Below are 14,472 nucleotides of genomic sequence, written 5' to 3' on the forward strand. Positions count from 1 at the left end.
ATTTCTATAGTCTATTTTCTTTGTAAAGTTTCGTTTACAACATAAATTTATAAGCAGTTCTCCTTGCTGGCCAAGACCGCCACCGCCACAAAAACTATATTTGGCGCATGAATTTCTTCAAGTCCATACTGGCCTTTGCCGCATTCTCGGCTACGGTAGCCCTCGCGCAGGGCGAATACCCTGCCGAAACCGATTCCGCATGGATTGCCTCGCAGAACGGGGGCAGCACCGAACTGAATGACGGTTCCGAAGAACCCAACCCCGAATGCATCGGGGACGGCTGCGGAGAACAGGCAGCACCCGAGCCGGAAAAAGCGGCCGACGCAACCCGCAAGTCTTGGGAAAAGGAAGACGCCAAGGGCCCGGCCGACGAAGACGAATGCACCCCGGCAGATTCCCTGCTCCCCGAATGCCAGGAAGACAACGTCGCAACCTACGATGACGACGCAGACGATGACACCTACGACCGCTATATAAACGACAACTCCGATATTTCCCGTGCAAGCCGCGAAGGGTTCTCCAGCGGATTCTCGCTCGGTTTCAGGGTGGCAGGCGGCCTGAACAAGATTTTCCTGGGCGACGAAATCGATGACTGGGGAATCGGGTACGAGGCCAATGGCGGCATCATCACGTTGACAAAGCTTGGAAACTCCGGGCTGTACGCCTCGGCAGAACTTTCTGTAGGCTACTACCGTTACCGCTACGAAGCAAAACTCGACGAAGAAGACTACAACGAACAGGACGAAGCCACCCTCAACGTGGTGCTGTTCGAGGTTCCCGTAGTGCTCAAGTACGCCATCGGTGGCGGAAACCTCACCCTCGGGCTCGGCGTGGATATCGGCCTCAAGCTCACGGGTTCTTCCAAGTTCAAGCAGACCATCGAGACCAGCACGCTCACCGAGACGGACGAATCCGACGACGACCTTATCCCCTCCGCGTTCGTGGAAGTCGGCGGCATCTTCGAAATCGGCTACACCATCAACAGGAACTTCTCCGTTGACCTGCGATTCAACCAGCGTGTGCTGAACCTCCTGAACCAGGACGTGGTCGCCGTGACCTCGATGACCGGCATGAAGTTGCTCGCATCGCACGTTACCCTCGGTTTTTCGCTGTACCTCTAGCCTAAAAGCCTTAAAATCGGTATAAAATGCCCCGGATAGCCCCGGCGGCAGGTAAAAAAAAATTTGCCACACTCCCTTTGGACAAAATAAATTTATAATAAGGTGGGTGTTTAACTTTGCTTTTATTATAATTCTAGCATGAAATCGAGAATTGCTCCATTCCTGGCAGCGACATTCCTTGCTGTTTTCACGCCATCCTTCGCGGATGAGTTCGACGAGTTTGACAATGATAACAGTGCGGTTTCTGCCGGCAGCAGTGGCTCCGCGGAAGGGACCAGCTACGACGGTTCGCAGGAAAGCGAGTTCGCTGACGACGAGGAGTACGCGGCCGAATACGCACAGTACAAGAAAGAAAAGACTTCCAAGGCGGAAATCAACCGCCAGCGTACCGAGGGCTTTGCGAGGTCCATCCTCCTGGGCGTGCATGCGAACCTCGGCGTAAACACGCTTATCGGGCAGGATACCGACGGCTGGGGACTTGGTTTCCAGGGATCGGCGGGCGTCCTTGTCACCCTGCCGCTCGGCGTGAAGAACCTGAACATGGTTCCCGAGCTGGTATTCTCGTACCGCCATTATTCCTACGCAGCAGAAACCGACTTCGGCGACGACGAGGCGAGCATCGACGTCATGATGTTCGAAATTCCGCTCATCGTTCGCTACACGTTTGCAGACTACAACTTTTTCGTCGGCCTCGGCCTGAACCTGGGCCTGAAGCTCACCGGTTCTTCTGAATTTACCCAGAACCTGGACATGGGCGACGACGAGACCCGAACGAACACCATCCCGACGACAGGATTTGAACTGGGAGCGGCGCTCGACATCGGCTACATGTTGACACGCTGGGTGCAGGTGAACATCCGCGCCGTGCAGGGATTCACGAACCTGCTGAACCCGACCCTGGCCTCCGGTGGCGAGAAGAAATTCGCAGATGCGAACTTCCTGACATCTTACGTGCAGCTCGGCGTGAGCATGCTGTTCTAGCTAGTTATTAGTCATTGGTCAATGGTCATTAGAAAAAGCGGGTATCAAGCCCGCTTATTTCTTTGATAGGTATGCGTCATCCTCGCGAGAAACGTCATCCTCGCGTAGGCGAGGATCCATACAGTTATGGATAGAAAAGCGCCCATGCAAGCATGGGCGACTGCAGGTTTTAATCGCTTATTTTCGGATAGAACTGCGGCGGAGCTTCACGATCTCGCGCTCGATAAGGAACTTCTCCACCGGGAAGAAACTTTCGTGCTCCTTGATGGCATCGAGGTAGATAGCGTTAGCAAGTTCAGGTTCACCCGCGAGCATCGCGATAAGCAGCACGTTGCGGAGGAAGAACTCGTCCATCGCCTTCATCTCGTACTTCTCGTAGAAACCCGCAACGAGGCGGGCGGCCGTATGGTAGTCCTTGGTGCGGGCGCATTCCATGATGTTGAACTCGTCCACGAACGATGCCGGGAAGGCCCCCTCGTCCACAAGCCTGCGGACCTTCACATAGACCTCGTTCGTATCGCGGGCTTCCAGCGGGACACCGCGAATCCACTCGATATAGTCTATGCGGAACTTGGTCCACAGGGGCGAACCTTCCGCGGCGGCAGGCAATGCGGGCATCGCAGAAAGTTCCGAAACGGAATCGGGTTCCTTGACCGTGAAGCCCCTCGCGGAATCGAGTTTCGCCTGCACGTCGTCGAGGTAGGCGTTCAGCGCGAGCTGCTTGTACGGGTCAGCCGCATTCTGCATCATCTGCTTCACGCGGGCAGGGCGGCGCAGCGCGTTCTCCGCGGAATCGAGGTACTCGGGCCAGCACACTTCGCAGCTGTCGAACACCTGCACGATATGCGCCTGCGAATGCACGAAGCGCGCCTCTTCGGCCTTGTTGTCAACCATCGGGGTGAATATGCTGTTCGGGGCCACACCATCCATGAGCGACTGCACCATCTTGGAGGTGAACAGGAAGTTCTGCTCGCCGAAGAATTCCGGGTCGCGGTGGATGCGCTTGAATTCCTTCACGAGCGTGGAGTCGGTGCTGAAGCGAGATATCGCCTTCTGGTAAACGGGCTCGTCGCTTGCGATAATGATGATGTCGGGTTCTTCCGGCGCCTTGTACAGGCTCACGTACGGGAACGCGACATCAAGCGCCTTCAAGATGTTGAGGAACAGTTGGTCGTTAAACTCGTAAGTCTGGATCCACTGCACCCACAGGCCACCCGGCTTGATGTAGCGGCGCATCTTGGTATAGAACTCGTGACTGAAGAGGCTTGCCACGCCGGAGACCCACGGGTTAGAGGGCACGCTGATCATCAGGTCGTACTTGCGGCGGTTCGTGAGGAAGAACGTCTGCGCGTCGTCGATGTAGATGTGTATGCGCGGGTCATCGTAACCGCGGGAATTCCACGGGTAGAACCCCTTCGCGAGGTCCATCATCTCCTGCTCAATTTCCACGCAGTCGAAATCCTTCAAGAGCGGGTCAGCAAGCAGGTAGTGCGCGCCCATGCCGCTCCCGAAGCCGACCATCGCGGCATCGTAGGGCTTATCCTTCACGGCCATGGGCATGAAGGCGGTCGCGGCCTGCGTGAGTTCGTCTCCCTCGATGGGGCGCGAGCGGTCCTTGCCGAGACTCGCATCCGCCTTGCCATTCGTCTTGATGTAGTAATGCACGTTGGATTCGTGGAAACTGATGGTAGCCGTCTTGCCATCGCGCACAATGATTTTCTCGTCCGGGTGGAGGTTCTTGTAGGCACGGAACGCGCCCGAGGTAATCAGGTGCGGGTCAAAGTTCACGAAGATGGAGGGCAACACCATGAAGGAGCAAATCACGTAGAACGCGACGCTGTAGCGGAAGCGCTTGCGATAAACGACAAGCAACGCGAAGCCTATCGCGAAGTCGAGAACCGCGGCAAGCACGAGGGCGCCCTTGAGCTGCAGCAGCGGAAGCAGCAGGAGGCCACCACCCGCAGAACCGAGAATCGAGCCGACCGTATTCCAGCCGTAGACCTTCCCGATGGGGGCTTCACTCTTGAAGGCGCGCGTGAGGATAATCGTAATGAGCGGGAGCGTCATGCCCGCAAAGAAGCTCGTGGGAACCATCCACAGCACGGAGAGCGCATACTTGAAGAGGCTCCAGCAAACGTAACCGTCGTTCGTCGGGTTGAATATCTGGTTCGCCTCGTTCATCATCTCCCAGAACGGCTTGTGGAAGTAGAGCGTGCAGAGCGCGAAGAAGGCCATCAGGATTTGCGCCATCGAGAGCACGACAAGGGAATCCTTCTTCAATAGCTTGCCCGAGACGGCACTGCCTATGGCCAGCCCGAGGATGAACGCCGAAAGCATCTGGTCAAAACTGTGGCTCGACGACCCCATCAGGAGGCTCAGCAGGCGAATCCACACGATTTCATAGACAAACGAAGTGAGGCCGGTGATGCCCGCAATCCAGAACCACGTGGATTTCGGGGGCATCGCAAGGTGATGTTCCGCCGCGTAGTCCTCGTTCAGGGGCTCGCGGGCAGCAGTTGCCCCCTCGGCGGCATCGCCTGGAAGTTCATCCTCGTCATCCTCGTGGTTCGGCGACGTGGTAAACCCGATATACCCGAAAATAGCGGCAAGCAGGAAGTTTATGGACGCGGCTACACACAAGGTAACGTGGTTCCCGAGAACCGGAATGAGCATGTAGCTCGTAAAAAGGATGCCAATAGCGGAACCGAAACTGTTCGTGAAGTAGAGCATCGGGAGCGAGAGCTCGGCGCCGCTCTTGCGCATGAGACCCGCCGCAATGAACGGGAAGGTCATGCCCACCGCAATCGCAATCGGGAGGGTCGAACCCGTAGCAAGCACAATCTTTGCAATTTCCGCGCCCGTAAACCCGAGACCAGCCACCCATTCGCTATCAAAGAAGAACCCTGTGAGCGCATTATACAGCGGATGATACGCCACACCGCCAATCCCGATGGCAAGTTCCACCGCGGCGTACCCGAGCAGCGGGCGCCTCACCTTCTCGACCATCTTGCCCGCGACAAAGCTGCCGATGGCAAGCCCGCCCATGTAGATGCAGAGCGTGAGCACCTGGCCGTAGCTGGAATGCCCGAGAAAGAGTTTGAGGTACCGCGCCCACGAACCTTCGTAAATGAGGCCAGCGAACCCGGAAAGGGCAAACAGAAAATAAATGAGAACGTTCATGTTGAGTAATTATAGTAAGTAGTTACTGGTTGCTAGTTACCAGTTACTAGAATTGCCGGCCTCAAGATGTTTATTGCCGGTACGCGGGCAATTACTTTACTTTGTTTCTTCGGTAGTTTCGCTGGGCTTCTTGAATATGGGCATCTTGATGGTCTTGCCGTCCTTGTCGACCGCCTTCCACGGGGTAAGCCCGACCACGTCTTCCACGGGGAGCGAGAACGCGATTCCCTGCCCCATCGTGTCGAGGCCCGCCTTCTGGTAAAGCGCATGCAGCACCGCGTCCTTGATTTTCGAGTCCACGAGAATCATCACGATTTCTTTTTCGGGCTGTATCGCAATGTGGAAGAACGATTCGGCCTCCTTGTTCGCCGTACCGCGGGCATTCAGGATAGTGCCTCCGCGGGCGCCGGCATCCTTCGCCGCTTCCATCACGGTTTCCGAGAATCCGGTATTCACAATGCAGAAGATGACTTCGTGGTTGAATGCGCTCATGCTTCGTTCCTCCGTACCGCATCGCGGTTATCGCTCAGGAAGTTGAAAATGGACTTGCCGATAATGCTCGACATCGGGATAGTGTAGGCAATTCCCTTGCCTCCCGCAATGGTATTGAACTTCTCGCCGAGGCTATCGAGGGCGGTGCGCAGGTTGTTCTCGCCAATGACGCTGAAGATGACCGCGCGTTCAGAATTCGCAAGGCCCATCGCAGTCGCAATCTCGCGCGGGGCGGTCCCGTGCCCGAACACGAGCATCTGCATGTTCACGCCGAAGGACTGGATGTGGTCCATGTAGAAATCCGCCTTTGCGCGGTTCACGACGGTCACGAGAATCTTGAGGCGGTTCATGGACACGCGCGAACGCCCGTTCGCCCGCCCGTAAAGCCTTCTCGCAATGCTTGACTTCTTAACCTCTGCCATGACCTACCTACACAAAATCGATAATCTGTTCGTCGTCGGCATCCTGGATGCGGCGCATCATCAGGCGGTTCTTGATTTTCTTGGATGCAATCGCCCTGAAGCCCATCACCTGGATGGTAATGAGCGGGGTCATCGCGACCATCGCGACAATCCCGAAGGCGTAACTCAGTATGGAATCGCCTCCATCGTGAATCACAGAACACGCGCCGATAGAGAGCGGGAGAATAAAGCTCGAAGTAAGCGGGCCGCTCGCGACACCGCCCGAGTCAAACGCGATGGCGGTATAGAGCTTGGGCACAAAGAACGATAGCGCAAGCGAGATGAAGTAGCCGGGAATGAGGTAGTAGATAATCGGGAAACCCACGATAATCCGGATCATCGACAGCCCGATGGAAAGCCCGACACCCACCGAGAGGGCGATGAGCATGGAACGCTTGCTCACGAGGCCGCCGGTGATGTCTTCGACCTGCTTGTTGAGCACGTGGACCGCGGGTTCCGCGAGCACGACCACCATGCCGATGACAAAGCCAGAAACAACAAGCGCGCGCGGCATCTTCGCGAGGTTGCACCCGAGCTCGAAACCCACGGGCATGAACCCGACCGTCACCGCCGTAAGGAACACGACAAGCCCCACGAAGGTGTAGCAGATGCCGAACGACATCTGCACGAGCTTGGAGCGCGAAAGCCTGAGCGCCACGAACTGGAGGGCGAGGAAAAATACCACAATGAGCCCGAGGGCCACAAGCACCTCGTGGGCGACCGCGGCGACCGTCGGGATAAAGTTCTCGCCGAGGCTTGCGTCAATGGAATAGCTCTCGGGCGAAAGTTTGTAGGTAAGGTCGCCCTTCGAGAAAATCACGAGACCCATGAGCGCAATGATAGGCCCGATGGAGCACAGCGCGATAAGCCCGAAGCTGTTCTCGTTCGCGTTCTTGCCGCCGATGGCGCCGGCGACACCTACGCCGAGCGCCATAATGAACGGCACCGTGATGGGGCCGGTCGTCACGCCGCCGGAATCGAAGGCGAGCGGCACGAGCTGCTCCTTGCCGAAGGTGAGCATGAGCATGCCCAGCATGAACAGCGCCATGTAGAAGAAAATGATGATGGTCGAGAGGTCCTTCTTCCAGACCACCTTCACGATGGCAAGGAGCAGGAAGAACCCGACTCCGATACCCACGGTAACGATAAGCAACATCGGTTCGACCGCATTCTTCACCTGCTCGGCAAGCACGGAGAGGTCGGGTTCCGCGACCGTAATGAGCACGCCCATCACGAAGCACACCGAAAGGAGCAAAAGGAGTTTGCGCGACTTGGTAAGGCCCGAACCCACGTGTTCGCCCATCGGCGTCATGGCAAGGTCCGCCCCCAGGTTAAACAATCCGATTCCCACCACAAGGAACACCGCGCACACCGCAAACACGAGCAGTTCCTTCGTAGAGAAACTCACCAGCGGGGTGAACGAAAGCACGAGTACTATGAGCGTAACGGGAAGTACCGACGCGAAGGATTCCTTCAGCTTTTCGGACAGGATTTTAAGCATTACTCGCCCAGGTACTCCACAGCGAAGATAAGCGTCGCGCCGCCCGGAATGGGGCCCGCGCCGCGACTGCCGTAGCCGAGTCCCGGAGGAATCACGAGGATGCGCTTTTCACCCGGAAGCATGCCCGCGACACCCAGATCCCAACCGCGAATCACGCGGCCCTGCCCGAGCGGGAACACGAAGGGCTGCCCGCGGTCGCGGGAACTGTCGAACTTGTAGCCGTTGGTCATCCAGCCGGTGTAATGCACCTTCACCGCGGCCCCCACCTTAGCGGGTTCGCCTTCGCCCTGCTGGATTACCGCATAGCGCAGGCCCTCGGAACCGTTCTCGAACGTGAGCGACGCCGTATCGGGGAAGAAATCCATATTGGCCGCCACCTCGGGGTCCACCATGGATTCCACGAGCTCGACGCGGAACACAAGCGTAGAGTTCGGCGGGATCATCGTGAACGCGCTCGCGCCGTATCCCATGGAAGGGGGAACGCGAAGCCAGCGGACACCGCCCTCGCGCATGCCGTCAAGGCCTGCTTCCCAGCCCTTGATCATCTTGCCCACGCCGAGCACCACCTCGAAAGGCTTGCCCAAATCCTTGGAACTGCCGAACTTGCGGCCCGACACGAGCCATCCCGTGTAATGCACCTTCAGGGTAGAACCCGCCATCGCAGGCTTGCCCGTACCCGCCTTCTCGTCATAAATCTTGAGGCCCTTGTCCTTCGCCTTCCACGCGAGCTTGTTCACATCCTTCGGGAACACGTCGGGTTCCATCGGCTTTTCGGCAGAGACAAGTTCCACCTCGAAATACAGGTCGGAATACGGGGGAATGCCCTCGAGAGAATTCTCGCCATATGCCAGCACGTAAGGGATTGTAAGCTTGCGGACCTCGCCCACCTTCATTCCCACAATACCCTTGTCCCAGCCGGCAATCACCTGGCCCACGCCAATCGTGAACTCGAGTGGTTCGCCGCTTGCATACGTATCGGCAAAGGGAGTAAGCGTATCTGCCGAGGCCTCGTCCACGAGCGCGCTATCTACCGCGGCACTGTCCGCGACTGCAACCGTATCGACCGGAGCCTTTGCCTTCTTGTCCTTCGCCTTCGATTTCGAGTCCTTCTTCGCCGTAGCGGCAGCGACGGAATCCGCCTGCGCCTTCGCGATAGAATCCTGGGCCGCAGCGACCTTCAGGCTGTCATAGTGAAGCATGTCGGCATACAGGTAGCCCCTGTAGTGCACCTTGATGAGCTGCCCTGCGCGAATCTCGTCGCCTTCACCGGTTTTTACCACATCAATATTGAACGGAACCGCCCATACAACGCTAGAAAACAACAGAACAATAAAAATCTTGAATTTTGACATAAAAACTCCTACTCCACAAGATAGAAAAATGCTAGTTTTTGAAAAAAGAGGAATTGCAATATAGAACGGGAAAGATTATGCTCTCTGTCGTCATTGTCATTGTTATCGTACTCCTGTCCATAATCCTCGCAGGGATCGGCGCCTACGTGGTCATCCACAGTGCCGACGAAAAAGAGGAAATCAAGCCGGTCATTGACGTATCCGGCAAGTACGCCGTGGTGGTCCGCCCGGCAAGGGAATCCATTACCGCAGTAAAGCCCTCCGAAAATTCCATACGCGCCTGGCTCGAGACACAGATAAACCTCACGCCCGAACAGAGGAAGGAATACCTCGACAAGTGGAACGAGAGCATCGAGGAAACCATCAGGACCATCGACGAGGGCGACCAGAACGGCACCGTCACCTACCGCATAGAACTTGGCCCCAAGGGCAAGGAATACGTGAAGTTCGTCCACGAGGAAAACTTCATTACCCGCGAACAGATTAGAAACCACGCCGAAATCCTGCCACCCTACGTACTCGGATGCGACTGCAAGCTCTTGCCCAAGCAGCCCTGGGAAAACCCGAGCAAGTCCGGCTGGAAAGCGGTACTCCCCACGCACGGAAGCAGCTACGACGTTCCGGACTGGAGGCAACTTGTTTAACACGCCACGCAACCTACTTTCCGCGCTCCTTTTTGCACCAGCACTCTCGCTTGCCGCAGGTTCGGCAATCATCACGCTCGAAATGCCCGTTGGCGCACGCCAGCTCGGTATGGGCGAAGTGGGTGCAGCGCTGGCCGACGACGCAACCGCCATGTACTACAACCCCGCAGGCCTCGCCTTCGGGCCGCTTGCCGACGAATGGAAGGTTTCGTTCCCCGCCGACGCAAAGACAACCCCGCACTTTACCAACATGGCAAGCCGTGCCAAGAACGGGTTCTTTTCCAAGAGCGAACTCTGGGCAGGTACCGTCAACGGCATCCTCAAGTTTGACAGCGAGCAGTGGGTAGACTACCACACCGTAACACTGCAGGGCAACGCGAAGGTGAAAGACGCCGTGCGCGTTTTCGCGGGTACCGAACGCGGGCTCGACGAATACACCCGCCAGGTCAAGAAGTTCAACGACATCAAGAACGCCGACGACGAATCGCACGTGGTGGAAGTGAAAATCCCGTGGAACCTCATCGTGAAGGACACTATCACGGCGCTCCTCTACGAGAGCCGCACCGAAAAACTCTGGGTAGGTACCCCGAAGACGCTCTACCGCTTTGACGGCAAGGCATGGAAGAACTACGAAGACGAAATCGGGAGCCACCGCATCACGGCACTCGTGAACCAGGGCGCATCGCTCTGGATAGGCACCGACAACGGGCTGTTCCTCTACCGCAACGGCCAGTTCGAGCAGAAGGGCAAGGTGCTCCCGAGCCAAAAGATTAACGCGCTCGTGTGGTCCGAAAGCCGCAAGGAACTGTTTGTCGCCGTCGATGGCGCAGGCATCGCAAGGCTCGTGCCCAAGAAGAGCGTGAACGACAAGGACCGCTGGAGCCTCTTCAACGAAGAGGACGGCATCATGGACCTGCACCCGACCGCACTCGCCGTCGACAGTTCCGCACACGTATGGGCGGCACACAAGGGCGGCCTCAGCCATTTCAACCTGCGCAAGTGGGAACAGGTGCAGTTCGACGGCAACGTGGTGAACGACATCTCGGTGGACCAGAAGGGCCACATCTGGATTGCGACCGACAAGGGCGTGTGGCGCCACCTGCCGGACTACGCGACCGCAAGCGGGCGCAAGGCGGAACTTGAACGAGGCGTCGCCGAACAGGAAGGCAGCGTCAAGAAGGAAGACGAATGGCTCCACTTCCACTCGGGCAACGGACTTTCCACGAACAAGGTATGGAAGGTTCTACCGCAGGGCAACGACGTGTGGTTCAGCACCGCAAGCGGCATGGAAATCTACAAGGACGCCGACTACCAGCTGAGCGCCTTCTACGAAAAGCTCCTGCCTGTCCTGAACATTCCCGACCTCTACCACCTCTTCGGCGGCATGACCGTCCCCGTTGCGGAATGGGGAACGCTCGGGTTCTTCGTGAACTTCGTGAGCTTCGGTTCCACGGTCGTCTCGGGCGACGTGGACGCCGATGACCTGGTGGCCTACAACAGTTCCGAAATCGTGGGCGGCGTAAGCTACGGTACCCGCTTCCCGAACAACTGGGGTCTGGGCCTCAGCATCAAGCTATTCTATTCCGACCTGAGTTCCGGTGCAGGTGCCGGCGAAGAGGAAGCGACCACCTTCGGTTACGCGTTCGACATCGGCGTGCTCAAGAAGGACCTGTTTATAGACAAACTAAACTTCGCCCTCGTGCTCGCGAACATCGGCCCGAGCGTGTACTACGTGGACAAGACCATCGAAGACCCGATTCCGCTCACCTGGCGCGTCGGGCTCTCTTACGAAATCCTTTCGCTCGCCGACTACAGGCTCACCATCGCCGCCGACTACAACCGTGAAGTCGTGTACGACGACGACAAGGGCGACCCGGAACCGTTCTACATCGCCTGCTGGAAATCCATTGGGCATCCGGAACGCGGCGGACACGGGTTTACCGCATTCAAGAACTCCCTCCTGCAGGGCGTATTCAATACGGGCCTAGAATTCATCTACGCGAATACGGTGGCGCTCCGTCTCGGTTACCTCTACGACCAGACCGGCAAGCGCAACGAGGCCGACTTCGGTATCGGATTCATGATTTCGGACATGCTCCAGTTCGACCTCGCGACCATCATGGACGTGGGCGACAACGACGGCGTGCGCGACGGACAGATGCGCTTCGGCGCCCTGTTCAAGTTCTAGCAGACTCCCAATCCTGCAAAAGCAAAACGCGGGCAACCGACCCGCGTTTCTTTTTTAGACACATATTGATTTTAGGACTGTGCAAGCACACTCCACCACTCTGTACTTATGCGTTCTTCCTTTACCTTGAAGCCGGCTTCTTCAAACCACTTGAGAATGTAGTCCTTCTCGGTCAGGAGCTGGCCGCTGATAATCAACTCGCCACCCGGCGCGAGCAGGTCCTCGATATCGTCACGCAGGGGCCAGAGTTCGCTCCGGATCATGTTGCACAGGATAACGTCAAACTTCGCGCCATCCCGGAAGGCATCCAGGAATCCGAGCACGCAGTCGCTCTCGCCAAAACCGTTGCGCTCGAAGTTTTCCGCGATGCAGGGAACCGTGAGCGGGTCAATCTCGGTACCTACTGCAAGTTTCGCTCCCAGACGGCGCGCGAACATCGCGAGGATTCCCGTACCCGTACCGATGTCGAGCACCGACTTGCCGTCAAAATCCACCGACTCCATCAGGGCGGCGCAACTGCTCGTGGTATCGTGCTCGCCCGTCCCGAACGCGGTCTTCGCCTCGAGTTCGAGCACTACGGCCTTCGGGTCGTCGGGAGTGAATTCCACCCAGGGCGGGCGCACCCACAGACGTTCCGACACATGGACCGGCTGCGCACGGTCGCGCCACCACTTGTCCCAATCCTTCGCGGGCTCCTCGCTCAGCGTAAAATGGTACTGCGGGAACTCCGCCACAATGCGGTCACGCTCGGCCTTGTCGCCGGTATAAAAACAGAAGTCCGTGCGGCCTTCCGCCTTGGGGTCCAGTTCCTCGAGCGTCGCCACTCCCGCCTCAAAGAGCAGGTAGCTTGCGAGTTCAAAATCTTCGATAGGGCAATAGCCCTCCGCCTTGTACCATGTATCGACTTTCTGCATATGGTGAAATTTAATAAAAGACGCGCCGGGAAAACCGACGCGCCTTTTTTTGGAAGTAAAACTTCTAACTAATTATTCCACAGGTTCGTATTTCTTGGCGCAGAATTCCTTTGTGTCGATGCTCGAAATGGTGGAGCCGTCGCCAAGGGAAATCTTGCGGATTTCGCCTACGTCATACAAGGCAACCCATGCATTGCTGCCATCGATAGCAACGATGTCCCAGGGATTGACCCTGTCTTCAAAGGCCTGCTGCCAAGCAACTGTCTTGGCGGTTGTATTTACCTTCGCGATGCTGCCCTTGCCCTTGCGGTCCATTACATACAGGCCGCCATTGACCGTCACAATCTTCGTGTCGGTGGAGAACTGGATGTTTTCGTCGCTAATATAATAGCCTTCATCTTCATCGTAATCAATCCAGTAAAGCTTACCGGCGTTAGCAAAGTCGCTAATGTAGACGAACACTTCGCCATTGATAACGGAAATACCGGCGGGCTGGTAACCCATTTCGTCGTCATAAAGGGCGGTGAGTTTCAAGCCATTATAAGAATACGCCACCATGGGTGTCATTTCATACGTATCGAAATCTATGGAGCCACGGTCGCCGATATAGAAGAGTTCTCCCTTGCGATCAAAGTAAATGGAACCACTAGCATCGACAACACCATCAATTTTCCTTACCGACTTATCATTCAAATCGACTTCGACAGCGGGAACATTCTGGTAAGCCTTGTAAACGGCAACAACAGCCTTGCCAGAAACCGGATCAGCATCCATCATGTACACGCCACCGCCAAGCAGCGTACCGCTCACCCAAAGTTCAGACTTCTTTTTCTTCAGGTCAATCTTTTCGATACCACGGGTTTCATCGGCATCAATACCCCATGTATCAGGATTGTATTCGCCCTGAGTACCCACATAAAGCGATCCCTTCACCATCTTGATGACCTGAGGGTTCTTGGTCACAAGCGGAATCGTATCAAGAAGGGTGCCATCACTCAACTTGTACAGGGCCACGAGACCATTCTCGTACTTCAGCAAGGACGAACCATCCGAATAGGAGCGCTGGAACACAGCGAACAGCGTGTCTCCGGAAACTTCGAGGTCGGCGGCGTTCGGCGTTTCGGACAGGTAGGTTACCTTCAGTTCGACGGAACTGCTGGACTCGGGTTCTTCAGAGGAACTAGATACCGGAGGTTCGGAACTGCTGGATTCAACCTTTTCGCTAGAACTGGACTTTTCGTCCTTCTTTTCGCTAGAGCTAGACTCATCGTCCTTCTTCTCGGAACTGCTGGACTTGTCATCCTTTGCAGAAGAACTCGAGTTAACGGAACTGCTAGAGTCGTCCTTCACGCTAGAACTAGATTCGTCCTTCGTGCTGGAGCTAGACTTTTCATCTTTCTTGGACGAACTGGACTTGTCATCTTTTTTGACCGAGCTGGAACTCTTGGCGTCGTCGGAATCACTGCTGATATCATCATCCAGGCAGTTTTCGTTATCGAGGCAATCCACGCCTGCGCTCGAGCTGTTGTCATCACCGCAAGCGCTCATGAAGAACGCAAGCGATGCCGAAGCAAGTAGTGTGAGTATTTTCTTGTTCATGGTTTATCCTTTCTGGCTTTACGCAATTACCTTGTCATA

11 protein-coding genes are annotated in these 14,472 nt (G+C 56.4%); 4 read left to right on the forward strand and 7 right to left on the reverse strand.

The window, feature by feature from the left end; all coding sequences use genetic code 11:
- Window positions 1-107: 107 nt before the first annotated feature.
- Both BUA44_RS05520 and BUA44_RS05525 read left to right on the forward strand, forming a co-directional pair.
- Entirely contained in the window at window positions 108-1,121 is a 1,014-nt protein-coding gene (locus tag BUA44_RS05520; protein WP_072809493.1) for an outer membrane beta-barrel protein, read from the forward strand.
- Window positions 1,122-1,259: 138 nt separating this feature from the next.
- Window positions 1,260-2,102 (forward strand): outer membrane beta-barrel protein, encoded by an 843-nt coding sequence (locus tag BUA44_RS05525; RefSeq protein ID WP_072809496.1) that lies wholly within the window; start codon window positions 1,260-1,262, stop codon window positions 2,100-2,102.
- A 177-nt stretch (window positions 2,103-2,279) separates the two neighbouring features.
- On the opposite strand, the gene BUA44_RS05530 is transcribed toward BUA44_RS05525, so the two are convergent.
- The 5 genes from BUA44_RS05530 to BUA44_RS15010 all read right to left on the reverse strand — a co-directional run bounded on the left by BUA44_RS05530 (window position 2,280) and on the right by BUA44_RS15010 (window position 9,088).
- On the reverse strand, window positions 2,280-5,282 hold the full coding sequence (locus BUA44_RS05530) for a fused MFS/spermidine synthase (RefSeq protein ID WP_072809498.1): 3,003 nt from the start codon (window positions 5,280-5,282) through the stop codon (window positions 2,280-2,282).
- A 96-nt stretch (window positions 5,283-5,378) separates the two neighbouring features.
- A complete protein-coding gene (locus BUA44_RS05535) occupies window positions 5,379-5,774 on the reverse strand; it encodes a P-II family nitrogen regulator (protein WP_141398284.1) in 396 nt (131 codons plus the stop codon).
- The gene (locus BUA44_RS05540; protein WP_072809500.1) at window positions 5,771-6,196 is read right to left on the reverse strand and encodes a hypothetical protein; all 426 of its coding nucleotides are present in this window, start codon (window positions 6,194-6,196) and stop codon (window positions 5,771-5,773) included. The genes BUA44_RS05535 and BUA44_RS05540 overlap by 4 nt, the downstream gene beginning before the upstream one ends.
- 7 nt (window positions 6,197-6,203) lie before the next feature.
- Window positions 6,204-7,736, reverse strand: a complete 1,533-nt coding sequence (locus tag BUA44_RS05545) for a DUF1538 domain-containing protein (protein WP_072809502.1) — start codon at window positions 7,734-7,736, stop codon at window positions 6,204-6,206.
- A complete protein-coding gene (locus BUA44_RS15010) occupies window positions 7,736-9,088 on the reverse strand; it encodes an FKBP-type peptidyl-prolyl cis-trans isomerase (protein WP_255370468.1) in 1,353 nt (450 codons plus the stop codon). Before BUA44_RS15010 ends, BUA44_RS05545 begins: the two co-directional genes overlap by 1 nt.
- A 77-nt stretch (window positions 9,089-9,165) precedes the next feature.
- Here BUA44_RS15010 and BUA44_RS05560 point away from each other — a divergent pair, with 77 nt between their 5' ends.
- Both BUA44_RS05560 and BUA44_RS05565 read left to right on the forward strand, forming a co-directional pair.
- Entirely contained in the window at window positions 9,166-9,732 is a 567-nt protein-coding gene (locus BUA44_RS05560) for a hypothetical protein (RefSeq protein ID WP_072809504.1), read from the forward strand.
- Window positions 9,725-11,920 carry a PorV/PorQ family protein gene (locus BUA44_RS05565; protein ID WP_072809506.1) on the forward strand — a complete coding sequence of 732 codons (2,196 nt, stop codon included), beginning with the start codon at window positions 9,725-9,727 and terminating at the stop codon, window positions 11,918-11,920. Before BUA44_RS05560 ends, BUA44_RS05565 begins: the two co-directional genes overlap by 8 nt.
- Window positions 11,921-11,991: 71 nt before the next feature.
- On the opposite strand, the gene BUA44_RS05570 is transcribed toward BUA44_RS05565, so the two are convergent.
- Both BUA44_RS05570 and BUA44_RS15615 read right to left on the reverse strand, forming a co-directional pair.
- Entirely contained in the window at window positions 11,992-12,834 is an 843-nt protein-coding gene (locus BUA44_RS05570; protein ID WP_072809508.1) for a 50S ribosomal protein L11 methyltransferase, read from the reverse strand.
- A gap of 72 nt (window positions 12,835-12,906) precedes the next feature.
- Window positions 12,907-14,433: a hypothetical protein gene (locus tag BUA44_RS15615; RefSeq protein WP_072809510.1), complete on the reverse strand. Its 1,527-nt coding sequence runs from the start codon at window positions 14,431-14,433 to the stop codon at window positions 12,907-12,909.
- Between the last annotated feature and the right edge of the window lie 39 nt (window positions 14,434-14,472).

The sequence above is a fragment of the Fibrobacter sp. UWR3 genome, from assembly GCF_900143055.1.
Taxonomy (GTDB): Bacteria; Fibrobacterota; Fibrobacteria; order Fibrobacterales; family Fibrobacteraceae; genus Fibrobacter.

Excerpts from the sequence above, each read along its gene's own strand:
- BUA44_RS05520 (WP_072809493.1), top strand. The coding sequence starts at position 108 with ATGAATTTCTTCAAGTCCATACTGGCCTTTGCCGCATTCTCGGCTACG.
- BUA44_RS05525 (WP_072809496.1), top strand. The coding sequence starts at position 1,260 with ATGAAATCGAGAATTGCTCCATTCCTGGCAGCGACATTCCTTGCTGTT.
- BUA44_RS05530 (WP_072809498.1), bottom strand. The coding sequence starts at position 5,282 with ATGAACGTTCTCATTTATTTTCTGTTTGCCCTTTCCGGGTTCGCTGGC.
- BUA44_RS05535 (WP_141398284.1), bottom strand. The coding sequence starts at position 5,774 with ATGAGCGCATTCAACCACGAAGTCATCTTCTGCATTGTGAATACCGGA.
- BUA44_RS05540 (WP_072809500.1), bottom strand. The coding sequence starts at position 6,196 with ATGGCAGAGGTTAAGAAGTCAAGCATTGCGAGAAGGCTTTACGGGCGG.
- BUA44_RS05545 (WP_072809502.1), bottom strand. The coding sequence starts at position 7,736 with ATGCTTAAAATCCTGTCCGAAAAGCTGAAGGAATCCTTCGCGTCGGTA.
- BUA44_RS15010 (WP_255370468.1), bottom strand. The coding sequence starts at position 9,088 with ATGTCAAAATTCAAGATTTTTATTGTTCTGTTGTTTTCTAGCGTTGTA.
- BUA44_RS05560 (WP_072809504.1), top strand. The coding sequence starts at position 9,166 with ATGCTCTCTGTCGTCATTGTCATTGTTATCGTACTCCTGTCCATAATC.
- BUA44_RS05570 (WP_072809508.1), bottom strand. The coding sequence starts at position 12,834 with ATGCAGAAAGTCGATACATGGTACAAGGCGGAGGGCTATTGCCCTATC.
- BUA44_RS15615 (WP_072809510.1), bottom strand. The coding sequence starts at position 14,433 with ATGAACAAGAAAATACTCACACTACTTGCTTCGGCATCGCTTGCGTTC.